At 39.1% G+C, this 15,097-nt stretch carries 14 protein-coding genes; 5 read left to right on the top strand and 9 right to left on the bottom strand.

The annotated features are described in order from the left end of the window. Nucleotides 1-124 precede the first annotated feature (124 nt). The 5 genes from PP182_RS10945 to PP182_RS10925 form a co-directional block, all read right to left on the bottom strand. Nucleotides 125-862, bottom strand: coding sequence for a DUF6090 family protein (locus tag PP182_RS10945; protein ID WP_272651283.1), 738 nt, complete (start codon nucleotides 860-862; stop codon nucleotides 125-127). A gap of 152 nt (nucleotides 863-1,014) precedes the next feature. Further along, nucleotides 1,015-2,499: a cellulose synthase family protein gene (locus PP182_RS10940; protein WP_272651282.1), complete on the bottom strand. Its 1,485-nt coding sequence runs from the start codon at nucleotides 2,497-2,499 to the stop codon at nucleotides 1,015-1,017. A 1-nt stretch (nucleotide 2,500) separates the two neighbouring features. After that, a complete protein-coding gene (locus tag PP182_RS10935; RefSeq protein WP_272651281.1) occupies nucleotides 2,501-3,190 on the bottom strand; it encodes a glycosyltransferase family 2 protein in 690 nt (229 codons plus the stop codon). Nucleotides 3,191-3,286: 96 nt separating this feature from the next. After that, nucleotides 3,287-4,870 carry a 4Fe-4S binding protein gene (locus PP182_RS10930; RefSeq protein WP_272651280.1) on the bottom strand — a complete coding sequence of 528 codons (1,584 nt, stop codon included), beginning with the start codon at nucleotides 4,868-4,870 and terminating at the stop codon, nucleotides 3,287-3,289. Nucleotides 4,871-4,901: 31 nt separating this feature from the next. Further along, the gene (locus PP182_RS10925) at nucleotides 4,902-6,248 is read right to left on the bottom strand and encodes an NAD(P)/FAD-dependent oxidoreductase (protein ID WP_272651279.1); all 1,347 of its coding nucleotides are present in this window, start codon (nucleotides 6,246-6,248) and stop codon (nucleotides 4,902-4,904) included. 161 nt (nucleotides 6,249-6,409) lie between these two features. Here PP182_RS10925 and PP182_RS10920 point away from each other — a divergent pair, with 161 nt between their 5' ends. From PP182_RS10920 to PP182_RS10905, 4 genes are all read left to right on the top strand, one after another. Further along, nucleotides 6,410-7,129: a DUF547 domain-containing protein gene (locus tag PP182_RS10920; RefSeq protein WP_272651278.1), complete on the top strand. Its 720-nt coding sequence runs from the start codon at nucleotides 6,410-6,412 to the stop codon at nucleotides 7,127-7,129. Nucleotides 7,130-7,239: 110 nt separating this feature from the next. Continuing rightward, complete coding sequence (locus PP182_RS10915; RefSeq protein ID WP_272651277.1) at nucleotides 7,240-8,247, top strand: glycoside hydrolase family 113; 1,008 nt, start codon at nucleotides 7,240-7,242, stop codon at nucleotides 8,245-8,247. 94 nt (nucleotides 8,248-8,341) lie between these two features. Beyond that, a complete protein-coding gene (locus tag PP182_RS10910; protein WP_272651276.1) occupies nucleotides 8,342-9,319 on the top strand; it encodes a hypothetical protein in 978 nt (325 codons plus the stop codon). A gap of 10 nt (nucleotides 9,320-9,329) precedes the next feature. After that, nucleotides 9,330-10,406, top strand: coding sequence for an N-acetylmuramoyl-L-alanine amidase family protein (locus PP182_RS10905; protein ID WP_330097992.1), 1,077 nt, complete (start codon nucleotides 9,330-9,332; stop codon nucleotides 10,404-10,406). Here the strand turns inward: PP182_RS10905 and PP182_RS10900 are convergent, their stop codons facing one another. The 4 genes from PP182_RS10900 to PP182_RS10885 form a co-directional block, all read right to left on the bottom strand. After that, on the bottom strand, nucleotides 10,407-11,111 hold the full coding sequence (locus PP182_RS10900; protein WP_272651275.1) for a TIGR04283 family arsenosugar biosynthesis glycosyltransferase: 705 nt from the start codon (nucleotides 11,109-11,111) through the stop codon (nucleotides 10,407-10,409). Nucleotides 11,112-11,142: 31 nt separating this feature from the next. Continuing rightward, the gene (locus PP182_RS10895) at nucleotides 11,143-11,958 is read right to left on the bottom strand and encodes a purine-nucleoside phosphorylase (RefSeq protein ID WP_272651274.1); all 816 of its coding nucleotides are present in this window, start codon (nucleotides 11,956-11,958) and stop codon (nucleotides 11,143-11,145) included. Next, nucleotides 11,955-12,626: a TIGR04282 family arsenosugar biosynthesis glycosyltransferase gene (locus PP182_RS10890; protein WP_272651288.1), complete on the bottom strand. Its 672-nt coding sequence runs from the start codon at nucleotides 12,624-12,626 to the stop codon at nucleotides 11,955-11,957. The genes PP182_RS10895 and PP182_RS10890 overlap by 4 nt, the downstream gene beginning before the upstream one ends. Before the next feature lie 70 nt (nucleotides 12,627-12,696). Further along, a complete protein-coding gene (locus PP182_RS10885) occupies nucleotides 12,697-13,248 on the bottom strand; it encodes a rhodanese-like domain-containing protein (protein ID WP_272651273.1) in 552 nt (183 codons plus the stop codon). 26 nt (nucleotides 13,249-13,274) lie between these two features. Between PP182_RS10885 and PP182_RS10880 the strand changes: the two genes are divergently transcribed. Next, nucleotides 13,275-14,837, top strand: a complete 1,563-nt coding sequence (locus PP182_RS10880) for a glycoside hydrolase family 32 protein (RefSeq protein ID WP_272651272.1) — start codon at nucleotides 13,275-13,277, stop codon at nucleotides 14,835-14,837. Nucleotides 14,838-15,097 lie beyond the last annotated feature (260 nt).

The raw sequence follows: 15,097 nt of genomic DNA, 5'->3' as shown, positions 1-15,097 counted from the left end.
AAGCCGAAATTTGTCATTGACTTTTGATTGATAAAAGAAAAAGCCGCTTAGAGCGGCTTAAAAGGACATGCTTTTTTGAATATTAATGGCTTGTGCAACGGTTACCGGTGTTGTGCTTTCGTTATTAATCTCTAATCTCCTCATCTAGCAGTTTTAATATCTCATAATTCTTTGTCTGCACTTCAATTAATGCCGGAATCAATTTATTTCTTATAATATTAATTCTATTTACCGTATTATTCTGATGTTGCGGATCTCTTGCCCAGCCAAGAAAATCTGACTTATGTGGTTCAGATATACCTAATAAGGACTTGTCAAGCCTTAAAATAGAAGTATATTGTTCACCTAAGGCTCTGTGCTTATTTATCACAATATCTCTATTAACATCCTCAAATTCTTTGTATGCCGCAAATGTACTCGGGTAGGTAGAAAGTTTCTTTTTTAGAAGTTCATTTTGAATTATTCCAAAAATATCGGTATTAATAACGGCTTTTAACGTACCATCAATCAGATTTAATTTCCCATAGTCGGAAACATCAAATTTGTAGATAGAATCTGTGAGAGCTGGTACACTGGGACCTAGATGCTTTAAATACGAATATAGTTCATCCAAATGATATTTGTGCACGGCTAAGCTTCTATCAATAATACTCTGATTTGCTAAAAAATCCTCTTTTAGATTCTCAAGAACAATTTGCTCTTTGTTTCGTCCCTTTCGATTTTCATTCCAATTATTAATTGACAGAGCAATCAGTATCCCGATTACCACAAGCACAATTTCCCCAATCGCATATTTTAGATACTTTCCAGTTTTGCCTTCAGAAAGTAAGTTTTGTCTAATTTTCCTATAGAATTTTATCATTGGTCTATTGGTTGGTCATAATGAAGCACAACATTGAGTATAGATTACTTATGATTTATACTCTTTTTATATACGGAATATAACCAATAATAAAATACGAGTATAAAAAAGGACGGCAATCGCCGTCCTTTATACTTTAAAAATTTTGTCTTTTATGCCCTGGCCGTTAAGCTTTTAAAGAATACAAAACTAAAGCCCAGGAACAACATAAAATGGAAGGGGAAGAGTCCAAAGTCGTTCAGCGGAACTGCACTGTACATTCCAAAAAGGAAATACAGCATCAAGGCGAATTCCAAAATCATATTAGGGGACAATTTCTTGGCCAAATATTTATTGCCTTTCCAACTCTCGGTCAAATTATTAATATTGAATTTTGGCGTACGTACAAATTCACTGCGCTTTCCCATATGGCCTTCAAGTACGGCTAGTGAATTGTGCAGGGAAAAGCCCAAGGCCACCGAGAAAAAGGTAAAAAACAATTTGATATAGTCTATAAATCCATCAAAACTACTACCCTGTACACTCTTATAGGTAAACCAATAACAGATAAAAAGAATAATGGTACTTACCACAAATAGATTCAACAAAGAGAAAACCCAATCCAAGTGTCCAAAAGTGTTTTTGATGTATAGTGCAGGTATACTTAAAAGGGCTACCAAAAACACACATAGGAACATACTACTGTTCAATAAGTGCATCACCCCGTGAAATTTAGTCTTAAAAGGAATGTTCTTGGCACTGATCACACTCCAAACGGTCTTCCTAAAGTTTTCCGCACCGCCCTTGTTCCAACGAAACTGTTGGGAACGTGCCGCACTGATTACCACGGGAAGCTCGGCAGGGGTTTCCACATCCTCCAAATACTTAAATTTCCAGTTCTTTAATTGGGCACGGTAGCTAAGGTCCAAATCTTCCGTTAAGGTGTCACCTTCCCAGTTCCCGGCGTCCAAAATGGTCTCTTTTCTCCAAATCCCTGCTGTACCGTTAAAATTGATAAAGTGTCCCTTGGCATTTCTACCTACTTGCTCCAAGGTAAAGTGGGCGTCCAATGCAAAGGCCTGTATTTTGGTCAAGGTAGAATAGTCACGGTTCAAATGGCCCCAACGGGTCTGTACCACACCGATTTCCGTATCTTTAAAATAGATGACGGTTTTCTTTAACCAATCCGATGAAGGCATAAAGTCGGCATCGAATATAGCGATGAACTCGCCCTTGGCAATTTTTAGCCCTTCCTTTAGAGCACCAGCTTTAAAACCAGTTCTGTCTGTTCTTCGTATATGTTGTATGTCCAGCCCGGTTTCTTGCAGCTCGAAAATTCGTTGTGCGGTAACGGCGACCGATTCATCGGTAGAGTCATCCAACACCTGAATTTCCAATTTACTTTTTGGGTATTCTATTTTAGCAATGTTCTCCAAAAGACGCTCCATTACATATTCCTCATTATAAACGGGAAGTTGAATGGTCACATAAGGAATTTCCTTAGGGTCCAATAAATTAAATTTTGGTGCCGTTTGGTTCTTTCTTTTTTGGGAAAGGTAATTGACCAAAAGATTCAATTGTGCCAAACTGTAAAAGAAGATCAATAACAGTGCAATACTATAGATTGCGATGATAATGTAAGAGATGGTAAGTGCCATATTATTTTAAACTGTATTTAAAGATCCAACCCAATATTTTTACTCCGGCAAAGATAGTGCCTTTTACCGTACCGGACACTTTTGAAACGCCAATTCTTCGTTTGTAACGTACTGGTACTTCGATATATGCCATTTTTTTTCGCAAAATTTTCAATTGCATTTCTACAGTCCATCCATACGTTTTGTCCGCCATTTCCAATTCTTTGAGACTTTCGTATTTTATCGCCCTAAAAGGTCCTAAATCCGTAAATTTTGCCCCAAAAAATAATCGCATTAAAAATGTGGCCAACCAGTTACCAAAAACTTGTTGCGGCGTCATAGATCCTTCCTCCCGCAAACTTTTTTTTCTGGCTCCTACAACAAAATCAAGATCGTTTTCAATAATGGGGGCTACTACCTTATCCAGTTCTTCCGGATAATCTGAATAGTCTCCATCGATAAATACGATAATATCAGGTGGTTTGGATTGTTTATCGATGTAATGCATTCCACAAAGGCATGCATAACCATACCCTTTTTTGGTCTCGGTGAGTACAGTAGCGCCCGCGGCTAGGGCATTCTCTACAGTAGCATCGGAAGAATCATTGTTAACAACTATAATTTCGGAAACTGATTTTGGTAGGTCCCTAATAACATGTGCAATGGAATCTGCCTCGTTAAAGGCTGGAATAATAACCTTAATGTCTGTCATTATCTTAAAGGGAAATAGCGGTTAGCCATGGTGCATGTAATGTGTCGTAAAAGTACCAATTACTTACATTCTTTTGGTGGTAGGGTTTTGTTGAGGTTATTTTTTATTTACCAATTCCATCAAATCTACATCATTACCTAACAACACATCCTTCGAATTAATGCGACCTTCTTGAGGACCGTTCTCCAATTTTAATACGCCCCTTGGGCATACAGCTGAACATATTCCGCAACCTACACAACTAGATCGAACGATATTCTCACCTTTTTGGGCATAGGCTCGCACATCGATTCCCATTTCGCAATAGGTAGAGCAATTGCCGCAGGAAATACATTGACCGCCGTTGGTGGTAATCCTAAATTTAGAAAATAAACGTTGCTGAAAGCCTAAAATGGCGGCCATTGGGCAACCAAATCGGCACCAAACACGACTACCAAAAATAGGATAGAAGCCCGTACCGATTACACCCGAAAAAATACTCCCGATTAAAAAACTATATGAAGTTCTCAAGGTGCTGGATTTAAACAAAAAAATATTCCCTTCTCCACTAAAAAAGTGCATTCCAAGGAATACGGCGATAATAACAAAGTAGCCTATGGCACCATATTGGGCATCTTTTTGCAATTGGTCTCGTTTAAATAACATCGCCCAGGCGAAAACAGCGGTGAGAATAACGGCAACCCCAACAAGAAAAGAAGTTTTTGTCAACCAATATTTGCTCGAATCGTTGCCCAAATAGGAATAGATTACCGCCGTGGTCATCAGGGTAACAAAAACGACTACACTATGAACTACCCAGCGCTCCACTTTCCATGCAAACTTGGATTTGTCGCTTAAGTGCCTAAATGGATCACCAACGGTTTCCGCAAGGCCACCACAGCCGCAGACCCAGGAACAATACCATCTTTTCCCAAATCTATAAGTAAGGATGGGAGAGATGACGAAAATGGAAAGGACCCCGAAAATCAACATGGCCAACCCAATATCCCCAGCCTCAATGAAACCATTGACCCGATAGCGCTCAAAATTATAATAATTTAGAGGCCACATGTTTTTAAGGTCATAATAGGGTAAATCCCCATTTAGGCGCGCCATGATTTCGGGTATAATAAAGGCAAAGGCCGTTTGGAAGAACATAACACTCAGGGTACGTATGCGCTGATAGCTGCTATGGCGGTATTTCCACATAAACTTAATGCCAAAGGCTAAAATGGCAAGGGTGTATAGTGTTCCATATACAAACCATTGACTGGCGGGGTTACCGCTCAATGCTTTGCTTAAAGGGTCGAAAAGTGCAATTAATCCCCTGTTGTCCCCATCTTGGACAAGTCCGAGGTATTCTGGGTAGAAATAGAGCACAATGTAAAACCCTGTTAGTGTAATCCCGGTCATCCAACCAAGGATACCCCGACTGGAAATGGATTTGAACCACACCCCGTCATTTTTTATGCCTTCTTGTTTGTGTTCATAACTGGCATACGAAAACCAAGCCACTCCTAAAAGTATCAAGAGCAAGGAGATACTTAACCATAGCGTGTTATTACCGAAATGGAGATTGAAAAGTTGTAAAACCATTATTCCCAAACCCACCATGCCTGTTAAAACCGATGCCTTTTGACCGCCATTCAATGCTTTGGGTGGTTCACCTGCCAAGGACATACTTTTATCGATACCGCTCATTGTTGTTTTTGTTTTTTGGTTTTGAAAATGATTAATGAAGGTTTAAAATCCTTTTCCAACTTTTGTTTTTTGGTCTAATGTTTTGATTAAAGTCCGCATTGTATTTTGAGATGATATCATCTTCATAGGTGTCATACAATTCAGGGTCAAAATTAGCATCCTTAAAATGTTCAAGTACATATTGGATGGTTCGCTTTTCGTTGAGCCACCTATCGAACAGTTCGTGTCGTAATCGAATTCCGAAGTTGTTAATTCCCAAGAAAAGGTTGGTTTCCTTATGAAATGCTATGGTAATGCTTATTTTTTCTTTTGGATGTCTCCAGTGAAAATGGGATTCGTAGTCCTTTTTAGTCCGTTCGCTAAATACCCAACCGTAGGTTTGGTATTCTATATCCAGAAACTTGGCGGAGTTGAACCAGTGTCCGGGATTATATTCCATGGGGTTTCCACATAAAGTTTGTGCGAGGGCTTCACCCATCATTCTACCCGTATACCAAACGGCCTCAACAGGTCTTCGGTTCCCAATAGGTTCCTGCTGTTCGGCACAATCGCCAATCGCATAAATATCCTTTATGTTGGTTTCCAATAATCGATCCACTTTAACCCCTTTTCCCAATTCGATACCCGAATCCTTAAGGAAATCGATATTGGGTGTAACCCCAGCGGTTAACCCCACAACATCACATTTAATGGTTTCGCCTTTATCGGTCACTACAGCTTTGGCTCGGCCATTCTCATCTGGTAAAATCTCTTTTAAATTGGTATCTAATCGTAGGTCTATATGGTGTTCTTTAATATGTTCATTGATCATAGCGGATTCTCCCTTGGGCAGCACGCCGTTCCAAAAACTGGTTTCCCTAACCAAAAAAGTAACCGGGATATCCCGGCTCCGTAACATTTCTGCCATTTCTATACCAATAAGACCACCCCCAACGATTACCGCTCTTTTACATTGGTCTTTATTTGGAGCGTTTTGCTCCAACTTTTCTAAATCCTGCTTGGAATACAGCCCTTGGACACCTTCTAAATCTTGACCTGGCCAACCAAATTTGTTGGGTTTTGAACCTGTTGCGATGACCAGCGAATCGTATGTAATTGTTTTACCATCGGACAACAAAACGTTTTTGTTTTTGGCATTTACTTGCTTGACATATCCATGTACCAATCCGATTCTGTTTTTTTTCCAGAAATGATTTTCGTAGGGCTGAGTGTGTTCAAATTTCATGTGGCCCATATACACATACATTAAGGCGGTACGTGAAAAGAAATACTCTGATTCGGCAGAAATTATGGTAATATTTTTATCGGAAAGTTTTCTAATGTGCCGGGCCAAGGTTACGCCCGATATTCCATTTCCAATAATGACAATGTGCTGCATCGGTTGGTTTTATTTTTTTAGTGTGTCGTTCGTAACGATACTTCCTTAATTGAAGCTATCAATTTATAAAGAATTTAAATAGGATTTTTTAATAAATATTAAATGCCAATTGTATGTTTTAGTGGAACCTTACGACTTTTATTACGTAGATATAAGTAAAAATGAAATTCAAGTCCCTCATTAGTGTATTGTTCCTGATAATTTTTTTAACGGTCAATGGGCAAGATTTGCATGATTATATAGATGGAGTGGACAATTTCTTTATGACCCACGTAAAAGACGGAAGAGTGAATTATCAAGGGATTAAGAAGAACCCTGGAGAATTGGAAAAATTGGTGAATAGTGCAAAATCAATTTCTGTTACAATATCGAATCCCAACGAATATCAAGCGTTTTGGATAAACACCTACAATATTATGGTCATTAAAGGTGTAGTTGAAAATTATCCAATAAAGACACCCTTGGATATTCCAGGTTTTTTCGATTCAATAGAGTATCAAGTGGGCGGCAAAAGTTTGACGCTAAATGAAATAGAGAACGACGTATTACGGGCCAATTTTCCTAAGGAACCAAGATTTCATTTCGTTCTGGTCTGTGCGGGGTTGGGTTGTCCTCCGATCATACCGGAAGCTTACAAGCCTTCTGAATTGGATAATCAACTTCAAATACAAACGGAAAAGTCTTTGAACAATCCTGACTTCATTAAAGTTAAAAATGATGAGGTCGAGGTGTCCCAAATATTTGAATGGTATCAAGAGGATTTTACCCATGAAGGAAAGTCGATCAAGGATTTTATTAATGGCTACAGAAAGGATAAAATTTCATTAAACAGCAAACTGTCCTATTATCCGTATAATTGGAAACTAAACGAATTGAAGTAAGGCGACAATAATTCTCAAAACTCTGTCTTTAAAAGTTTAACATAGGATTTAGGTTTTCCCAAGACAAAGATTCATTAAAAGCATTATTTTAGGAGTTGTAAATCTGAGATATGAGAAATTTAGGACTTCTCTTATTATGTTTTCTTCAATTTTGCTGCACCAGTAAGGCACAAAAAAAGTTTAATGGTGTCAGTTTTGTGGCATCTAGGGAAGAGGTGGCACAACCCCATGTGGAGGAATTAATTAAAATTTACGCCAATAGTGCTTCCGTAATGCCCTTTGGATTTATTAGGGACCTTAGTTCCCCAACTATAATATTTGATACGGATAGGCAATGGTTTGGGGAAACTAGAAAAGGGGCCAAACAATACATTGAACTTTTGATGAAAAACGGACTGGAGGTTATGGTAAAGCCCCAAATTTGGATCGGTGGCGGACAGTTCACCGGAAGTATTAAAATGGAATCCCCGGAAGATTGGAGTGTATTAGAATCGTCTTACGATAAATTTATACTGAATTATGCCGAGTTGGCAGAAGAAACCAAAGCCCCCGTGTTTTGTATTGGAACCGAGTTGGAGACCTTCGTTAAGAACCGTCCAGAATATTGGCAAGAATTAATTGCCAAGATTAGAAAAATCTATTCGGGAAAATTAACGTATGCGGCCAATTGGGACGAATATGCAAGAACTCCGTTTTGGAATCAGTTGGATTTTATAGGCATCGATGCCTATTTCCCCTTGTCGGAATCTAAAACACCTACGGTAGAAGAATTGAAGCAAGGTTGGCAACCTTGGAAACAAAAGATATCCGATCTTGCCCTAAAAATTAAAAGGCCTGTCCTTTTTACGGAATATGGGTATCGTAGTATGGATTTTACGGCGAAGAAACCTTGGTTGGTAGACCGTACAGAGGAAGGGGTGAATATGGATGGTCAGTCCAATGCGAAAAAAGCCATTTTCGAGGAATTTTGGAACGAAGATTGGTTTGCGGGTGGATTTGTTTGGAAATGGTTCATAGAACACGATCGCTCCGGTGGTGACAAGGATAACCGATTTACCCCCCAGAATAAACCTTCTCAGTCAATCATCGCCAACTATTACAAACTTCACGGGAATTGACTTTCCGTCTCTTTGTACCTAGAACTTAATCGGATAAGTTTTTTGATAAGTTATTCCAACCGCTTTGCGGTGATTAATATTTTTGGTAATCTTTGTGTTAGGAACACTAATTACCATGCGAAGACAGACTATTCCCTCTTTTTTTTCCACCATATTTCTTTGTTTTTTATTTGTCAGCGGTTTTTTGGCTACGGCCCAAAATGTGCATAATAGTGCAATTGCTAAAACCGGAGACGGAATCTTTTCCATCCTTAGGAAATCAGGTATTCAACCGATAAAATATTATGAGGAGTTTTTGAATTTAAATAAGGAAAACATAAATAACGGGAGTGAGTTGATTATTGGAAAGGAATATCTACTACCCCATGCTCCTGACTCTTTTAAAAATACCGGTACTCGTATCGTGGTTGGTGAAGATTTGGAGATGCCTATTTTTAACGAAACCCAACTATCCTTGATGAACCTTAAGGATACGACCTTACAAAATACGGTATACTATTTTGTGCATTCGGGAGGTGTGGCTTCCAAAAAGAGATTTGATGGTTTAATGAGCAAATTGGCTCGGGATTTAATGATAAAAGGAGCACGGGTATATATTCTAGAGGATGATGTGCATGAAGATAACTCCATATCCGATACAATAAAGAGTATAGATAAAAAGACATTATACGGCAATTATTCCAGTCGTATCAATAGAAAATATTTAATGCACCATGGTAGTTACCAACGCGTTATTCTGTTGGAAGATAATTATAGTGTGCACAAGAATCTTACGCTAGCGATTGGCCATAACGAGCACAGCAAGGAAGGGTACCAATTGGCACATAGTTTGGGGGAGATTCTTAGGAAAAACTCATCGACAAAAGTCAAGAACGATCTGCACCCATTTAAAGAGGAAACAAGCTTGTATTTCGCCAATAACCTGGTTCCGCCCCTAATTATTTTAAATTTTATAGAAGGTTCCGATAAGGTGAAAAATGGGTTTTACTTGAAGTCTGAAAAGAAGCCGTTGGTGAGTTTGCTAAATGATGGAATTCTTGAAGATTATTCTCAATTAAATTTTGATAACTAAAGGTCGACATATGTCAGTATTCGGCACGAACTTTGTTTTTCAAGAAGGTATGATGCGGAAAGCTTTCTTTATTATTTTTCTTCTTTTGTCACAAACACCAGTGATGTATTCCCAGGATACTTTAGCTACGGTAACTGCAGAAAAAGGTGATGGTATTTACTCGCTTTTAAGGAAGCAAGGGGTGAACCCGTATGAGTACTATCATGAGTTTATAGATATAAATCTTGAAAATCTTCGGGACAGCATACATCTTCTTGAGGGTAAGACCTATGCTATCCCCAAAGTGCAATTGGATACGGTTTCTCTAGTGGATAGTGTTCAAAAAAAGTCTACGGAAATTAAGGAGGTCGAGTCAAAAACCTATGATATTTTCGGAGAAGACCATAAAACGGTCCTTACAAAAAGCGAGCGTTTAAAAGGTGCCGTTTATTATTTGGTGTCCGGACATGGTGGTCCAGACCCCGGTGCTATGGCGGTCTATGCCGGAAAATCGATTTCCGAAGACGAATATGCCTATGATATTACATTAAGATTGGCCAAGGAACTTTTGGCACATAGTGCTACGGTTTATATCATAATTAGAGATGAAGACGATGGTATCCGGGAGGAGCGGATATTGGAGATTGACAGGGATGAGGTTGCGTATCCCGATAAGTCTATTCCACTAAATCAGTTGGCAAGATTACAGCAGCGGGTAGATATCGTAAATGATTTGTATAAAAAAAACAAAGGGACCTATCAGCGTTTGATCGTAACCCATGTGGACAGCAGGAGCAAGGGGCAAAATATAGATGTTTTCTTTTATCATCATGAAAAGAGTAAAAACGGAAAACGACTGGCGGAAAGTATCCACACTACCTTCGATGCCAAGTATAAGCAATATCAACCCAATCGTACGTACTCGGGAACCTTTGAAGACCGTACTTCCTTATTTCTGGTAAAAAAGACCCATCCTGCAATGACCTTTATCGAAATTGGAAATATCAGAAACAAGAAGGACCAGCGGAGAATCTTGGACCCGGACAATCGTCAGGCATTGGCAAAATGGATTTCAGAAGGGGTTATCTTGGATTATGAGGAAAGATAATTAAAGGGCAATATTCCTACGATAATAGTCATATAAGTTTTCTGGTCCTTGTCCCAAATAATGTTTTAAATGGATGATTGCGAAATGGTACTGTAGCGTTATCATACCCCGTTTCATATATCTTCTTGCCGAGGTCTGAACATAATCGGCTATAATCTTAAAGGACGTCTTTTTGTATAATCGTTGAATAAACTCATTGTCCTCATAAATAATATAGTTCTCATTGAATCCCCCTAATTCGTTAAAAATAGCGCTACTCACAAAAAGTGATTGGTCCCCACCACGACATATAGGTTGGTTAATTTTGGTACACCATGCGAAGAATCTCAAAAAAAGACTAGATGAGTCAAATTGAAGCCTGAAACAGCCCGCTTCACTATTTTTTAAATACAAATTAATGATTTTGGAATCGAAACCCACTGGGGGGAGACTATCCACATGCAAAAAGTAAAGTAGAACTCCTGAAGCTTTGCGGGCACCTAAATTCATTTGTTTCGCTCTACCTTTGGGGCCGGAAATTACTTCAGCACCTTGTTTTTTAGCAAAATGAACGGTTTTATCCGTACTGCCTCCATCAACCACCAAAACTTCTTTTATTTGGTTGGAGGTAGTATTGTTGGCAATCTTTTCCAATACCTTCTGAATATAATTTTCCTCGTTTAAAACGGGGATGATGATACTTATATTCGGAAGCTCTTTTTGCATAAGATCACTGAAGATATCGAGATAATAAAAATTATAGATCCTTGATAAGCTCTCTAAATAGTTTTACCATTTTGGGTTCCGTTTCTTCTGCAATAGCAATAATCTCCTCAATATTTACGGGCTCCAGATTATCTGGGTCACATTCATCGGTCAGCACAGAAACCGCCACAATAGGCAGATCTAAATGATTGGCTACAATAACCTCGGGAACCGTGCTCATTCCAACGGCATCTGCCCCAAGAATTTTAAGCATACGGTATTCTGCCTTCGTTTCCAATTGGGGCCCCACAACTGAGGCGTATACACCAGATTTTAAAGAAATACCATGGTCTTTGGCAATATCGATAAGTTTATTGCTCATTTCTTTATCATAAGGTTCGGACATGTCCACAAAGCGTTGTCCAAAAACAGAAACGTTTTTGAAGGCTAGGGGAGAACCACCTTGTAGATTGATATGGTCCGAAATCAACATCATGTCCCCTTTCTTATAATCCAAATTAATGGCACCTGCCGCATTGGAGATAAATAGCTTTTTGATTCCAAGCATATGCATTACCCGTATGGGATAGGTGATGTCCAAAAAGTCATACCCTTCGTACAAATGAAATCGCCCTTGCATCACTACAACTTTTTTGCCTTCAATGGAGCCATACACTAATTTACCCGTGTGGAACTCTACCGTTGCCAGTGGAAAAAAGGGAATATGGTTATAGTGTGCTACAATGGGGTTCTGTATTTCATCGACCAATTTGCCCAAACCTGTTCCTAAAACGATTCCAATTTCAGGATTATCGAACCCCTTGGATTTCAAGTGGTCTACAGATTCTTCAAGTTGCTTTTTTTTCATGCTTTTATATCTTTTAAAAAAGGAGCAAAGGCAGGAACATCCTTTATGTCCTCATAATAGTCTACATCGTTTCTAGTATCTAAAAGTACTTTTTTTTCGTCTTTTAGGTCTGCCAAGGTATCCTCCAGAACGGAGGGTGTACCCCAGTCCTTATTTTGAAAAAGTGTCGGTTTTAGTTTTTTCATCCCTAAAAGGTAATATCCGCCGTCCTCAGCAGGCCCTACTACAAAATCGTTATGGGAAAGGGCCTTAAATGCATGTTCCAAATCCTCTTGGTCCAGGTCGTACATATCGCTACCTATAATGATAATTTTCTCAAAACCACGGCTAAAACCTTCCTGGAACGCATTGTGCATGCGAATTCCCAAGTCTTCACCAACCTGTAGTTTTTTATCGTAAAAAGTATTGTCCCAAATATCCTGCTCCCAGATTTCTTCGGAATAGTACACTATTTTTTCAGCGTATAATCCAGAAGTTATCTTTACAGTATGGTCTAACAGAAAGTTATAAATATCAAGGGCCGCGGCATCTCCTACCTTTTCGGCTAAACGTCTTTTTCCTTTGCCAAGTTCCGGATTTCTTGTAAAAATCAGCAGGAGGTTTTTAGAATTGGCCAAGGTGAAATCGATTGTTTTGTCGTCCTTTTCAGTTTTATTGGTCTGTAAGATTCCCAAAGTTCAAAAGCGTTTTATATGATTTTGGATGGATATGCCACCCTTTTTGTAATGTATGTGTCGGTTATGGTTCATAGACCTTAATCCCTTTTTTTAATAATCTTCCCCATAGTTTGTTATAGGCATGAACACTATCGGTTTCTATACCTTGAAGATTATAGACAGAACCATCTTTGTTTTTCCATTCAAAAATCCCCCCGTATAAATTTTGCACGTTGGTATAACCCAATTCTAGGAGCTTCTCACCAATATCCTCGGATCGTACCCCAATGGAGCAATAAACAACAATGGGTTGGTTTTTGTCTTCAACAGTTTCAAGAACTTTTTCCGGATTAAATTCTTTATTGCCTACCCAAATCGCATTCTGTAAATGGCTAACTTGAAATTCTTCAATTTCCCTGGCATCCAATAAAATTTGATTGTCGTTCGATTTAAGACTATCGGGCTGTATATACGGCACCGACTCTTTGTTCAAAATCTTTAGGGTGTGGTCTATGGTTCGTTGGGCAATCACAGTATTTTGAAGAAATAGAAAAAATAGTGACAGATATATATATGATAAAACATGTTGTGACATCAAGACAAAGGTAGTATTTTTAGCAGTGAAGCTCTTCATGAGCGATTGCTTAAAAAGTTATTGAAATGCTAAAATTTATTGTCCAAAGTTTCATTTTTCTAATTGTTCTTAATTCCTGTAAGGATTTGGAAAAACCACAAACCGTCATGGAAGTGGAGGATGTTTCTTATTATACAGAGCCCTATAGGCCACAGTTTCATTTTTCGCCACAGGAAATGTGGATGAACGATCCTAACGGGCTTGTGTATCATAAAGGTATCTATCATTTATTCTACCAATATTACCCAGAGGACATTGTTTGGGGGCCCATGCATTGGGGGCACGCGACCAGTGAAGATTTGTTGCATTGGAAGCAAAAACCAATTGCATTATTCCCGGATGAGCATGGATATATTTTTTCAGGTTCGGCCGTAGTGGATAAAAACAATACATCGGGCTTCGGTTCGGAAGTAGAACCTCCTTTGGTGGCGATTTATACCTACCATAATATGGAAGGAGAAAAGGCAGGGAAGGAAAATTATCAAACCCAGGGCATTGCCTACAGTTTGGATAATGGGGAAAGTTGGACCAAATACGCGGATAATCCTGTAATTGGAAATGAGGGCTTCAAGGATTTTCGTGATCCTAAGGTTTTTTGGAACAATATTAAAAATATTTGGACCATGCTATTGGTTGCCGGGGATCATTTACAAATTTGGAACTCTAGCAATTTGAAGAAATGGGAAAAGGTAAGCGAATTTGGCAAGGATAAAGGTGCGCATGGCGGTGTTTGGGAATGCCCCGATTTATTCCAACTACAAGAAGCGGGTTCCGATGAGGAGAAATGGGTATTGCTGATCAGTATAAATCCCGGGGCGCCCAATGGAGGTAGTGGCACCCAATATTTTATTGGAGATTTTGATGGTACTACATTTACGACAGACCAAGAGGGTGCCAAATGGATTGATTTGGGTCGGGACAATTACGCCGGAGTTACCTACAACAATACTCCGAACAATGAGCGAATTTTTATAGGTTGGATGAGCAACTGGAACTATGCCAGGGACACGCCAACGGAAGTCTGGCGAAGTGCCATGACCATCCCTAGAAACCTATCATTGAAAAAGATTAACGGTGAATTTGAACTATATAACTATCCCGTTCCTCAATTAGACAATATTATTGAACATGCCTATGAGGAGCCCTTGTTGGAGTTAAAGGCACTACAAAAAACACAGATTCCGCTGAAGTACGGGAACCAGTCAGAAATTATTTTTAACCTGAATGGGCAAAATTCGAAATGGTATTTTAGCAACACGGAAGGGGATAGCTTAATGATTCAGTTGGATAATCGAGAAAAAATAGTGTGGTTCGATCGTTCCAAATCAGGGAAAGTGGATTTCAAAAAGGAATTCGTCAATGGTAAGCAACAAATGCCTATTCCCAATTTACCCGACGGCGAGTTTGAGGTACGTATTCTTTTGGATCAATCTTCCTTGGAACTGTTCTTGAACCAAGGGCAGTATGTGATGACGAACCAAGTATTTCCAAATACCGATTATACGGAACTGACCTTGGAAAATTTGTCCGATACCGAAATGAAAATCGATAGTCTTTCGGAAAGTAAGGTGATGCGGGTTTGGGATTGAAAGATATCTTGAAAACATAAAATCCCTACCGTTCGTTAGGGATTTTATGTGGTATCTCCAGGAGATAATCTCGCTATGCTCGTTGTTCCTTTAGCCTCCCGGTTGAAAATAGCGAACCTAGCTGCCAGGGGCAGCTATTTTTTATTTCCCTGCTTTTTGATAAAACAAGCTTTCCAAAAATCGGAAAATAAAAAACCCGCTCTTGAAGGAGCGGGTTCGCTGCGTTAAGTGGTACCTCCAGGAGATAACTTCGCTTTGCT

The organism is Maribacter sp. PR1 (assembly GCF_028464145.1).
In the GTDB taxonomy this organism is placed as follows: Bacteria; Bacteroidota; Bacteroidia; order Flavobacteriales; family Flavobacteriaceae; genus Maribacter.
This window is presented reverse-complemented; position numbering and strand designations above follow the sequence as displayed.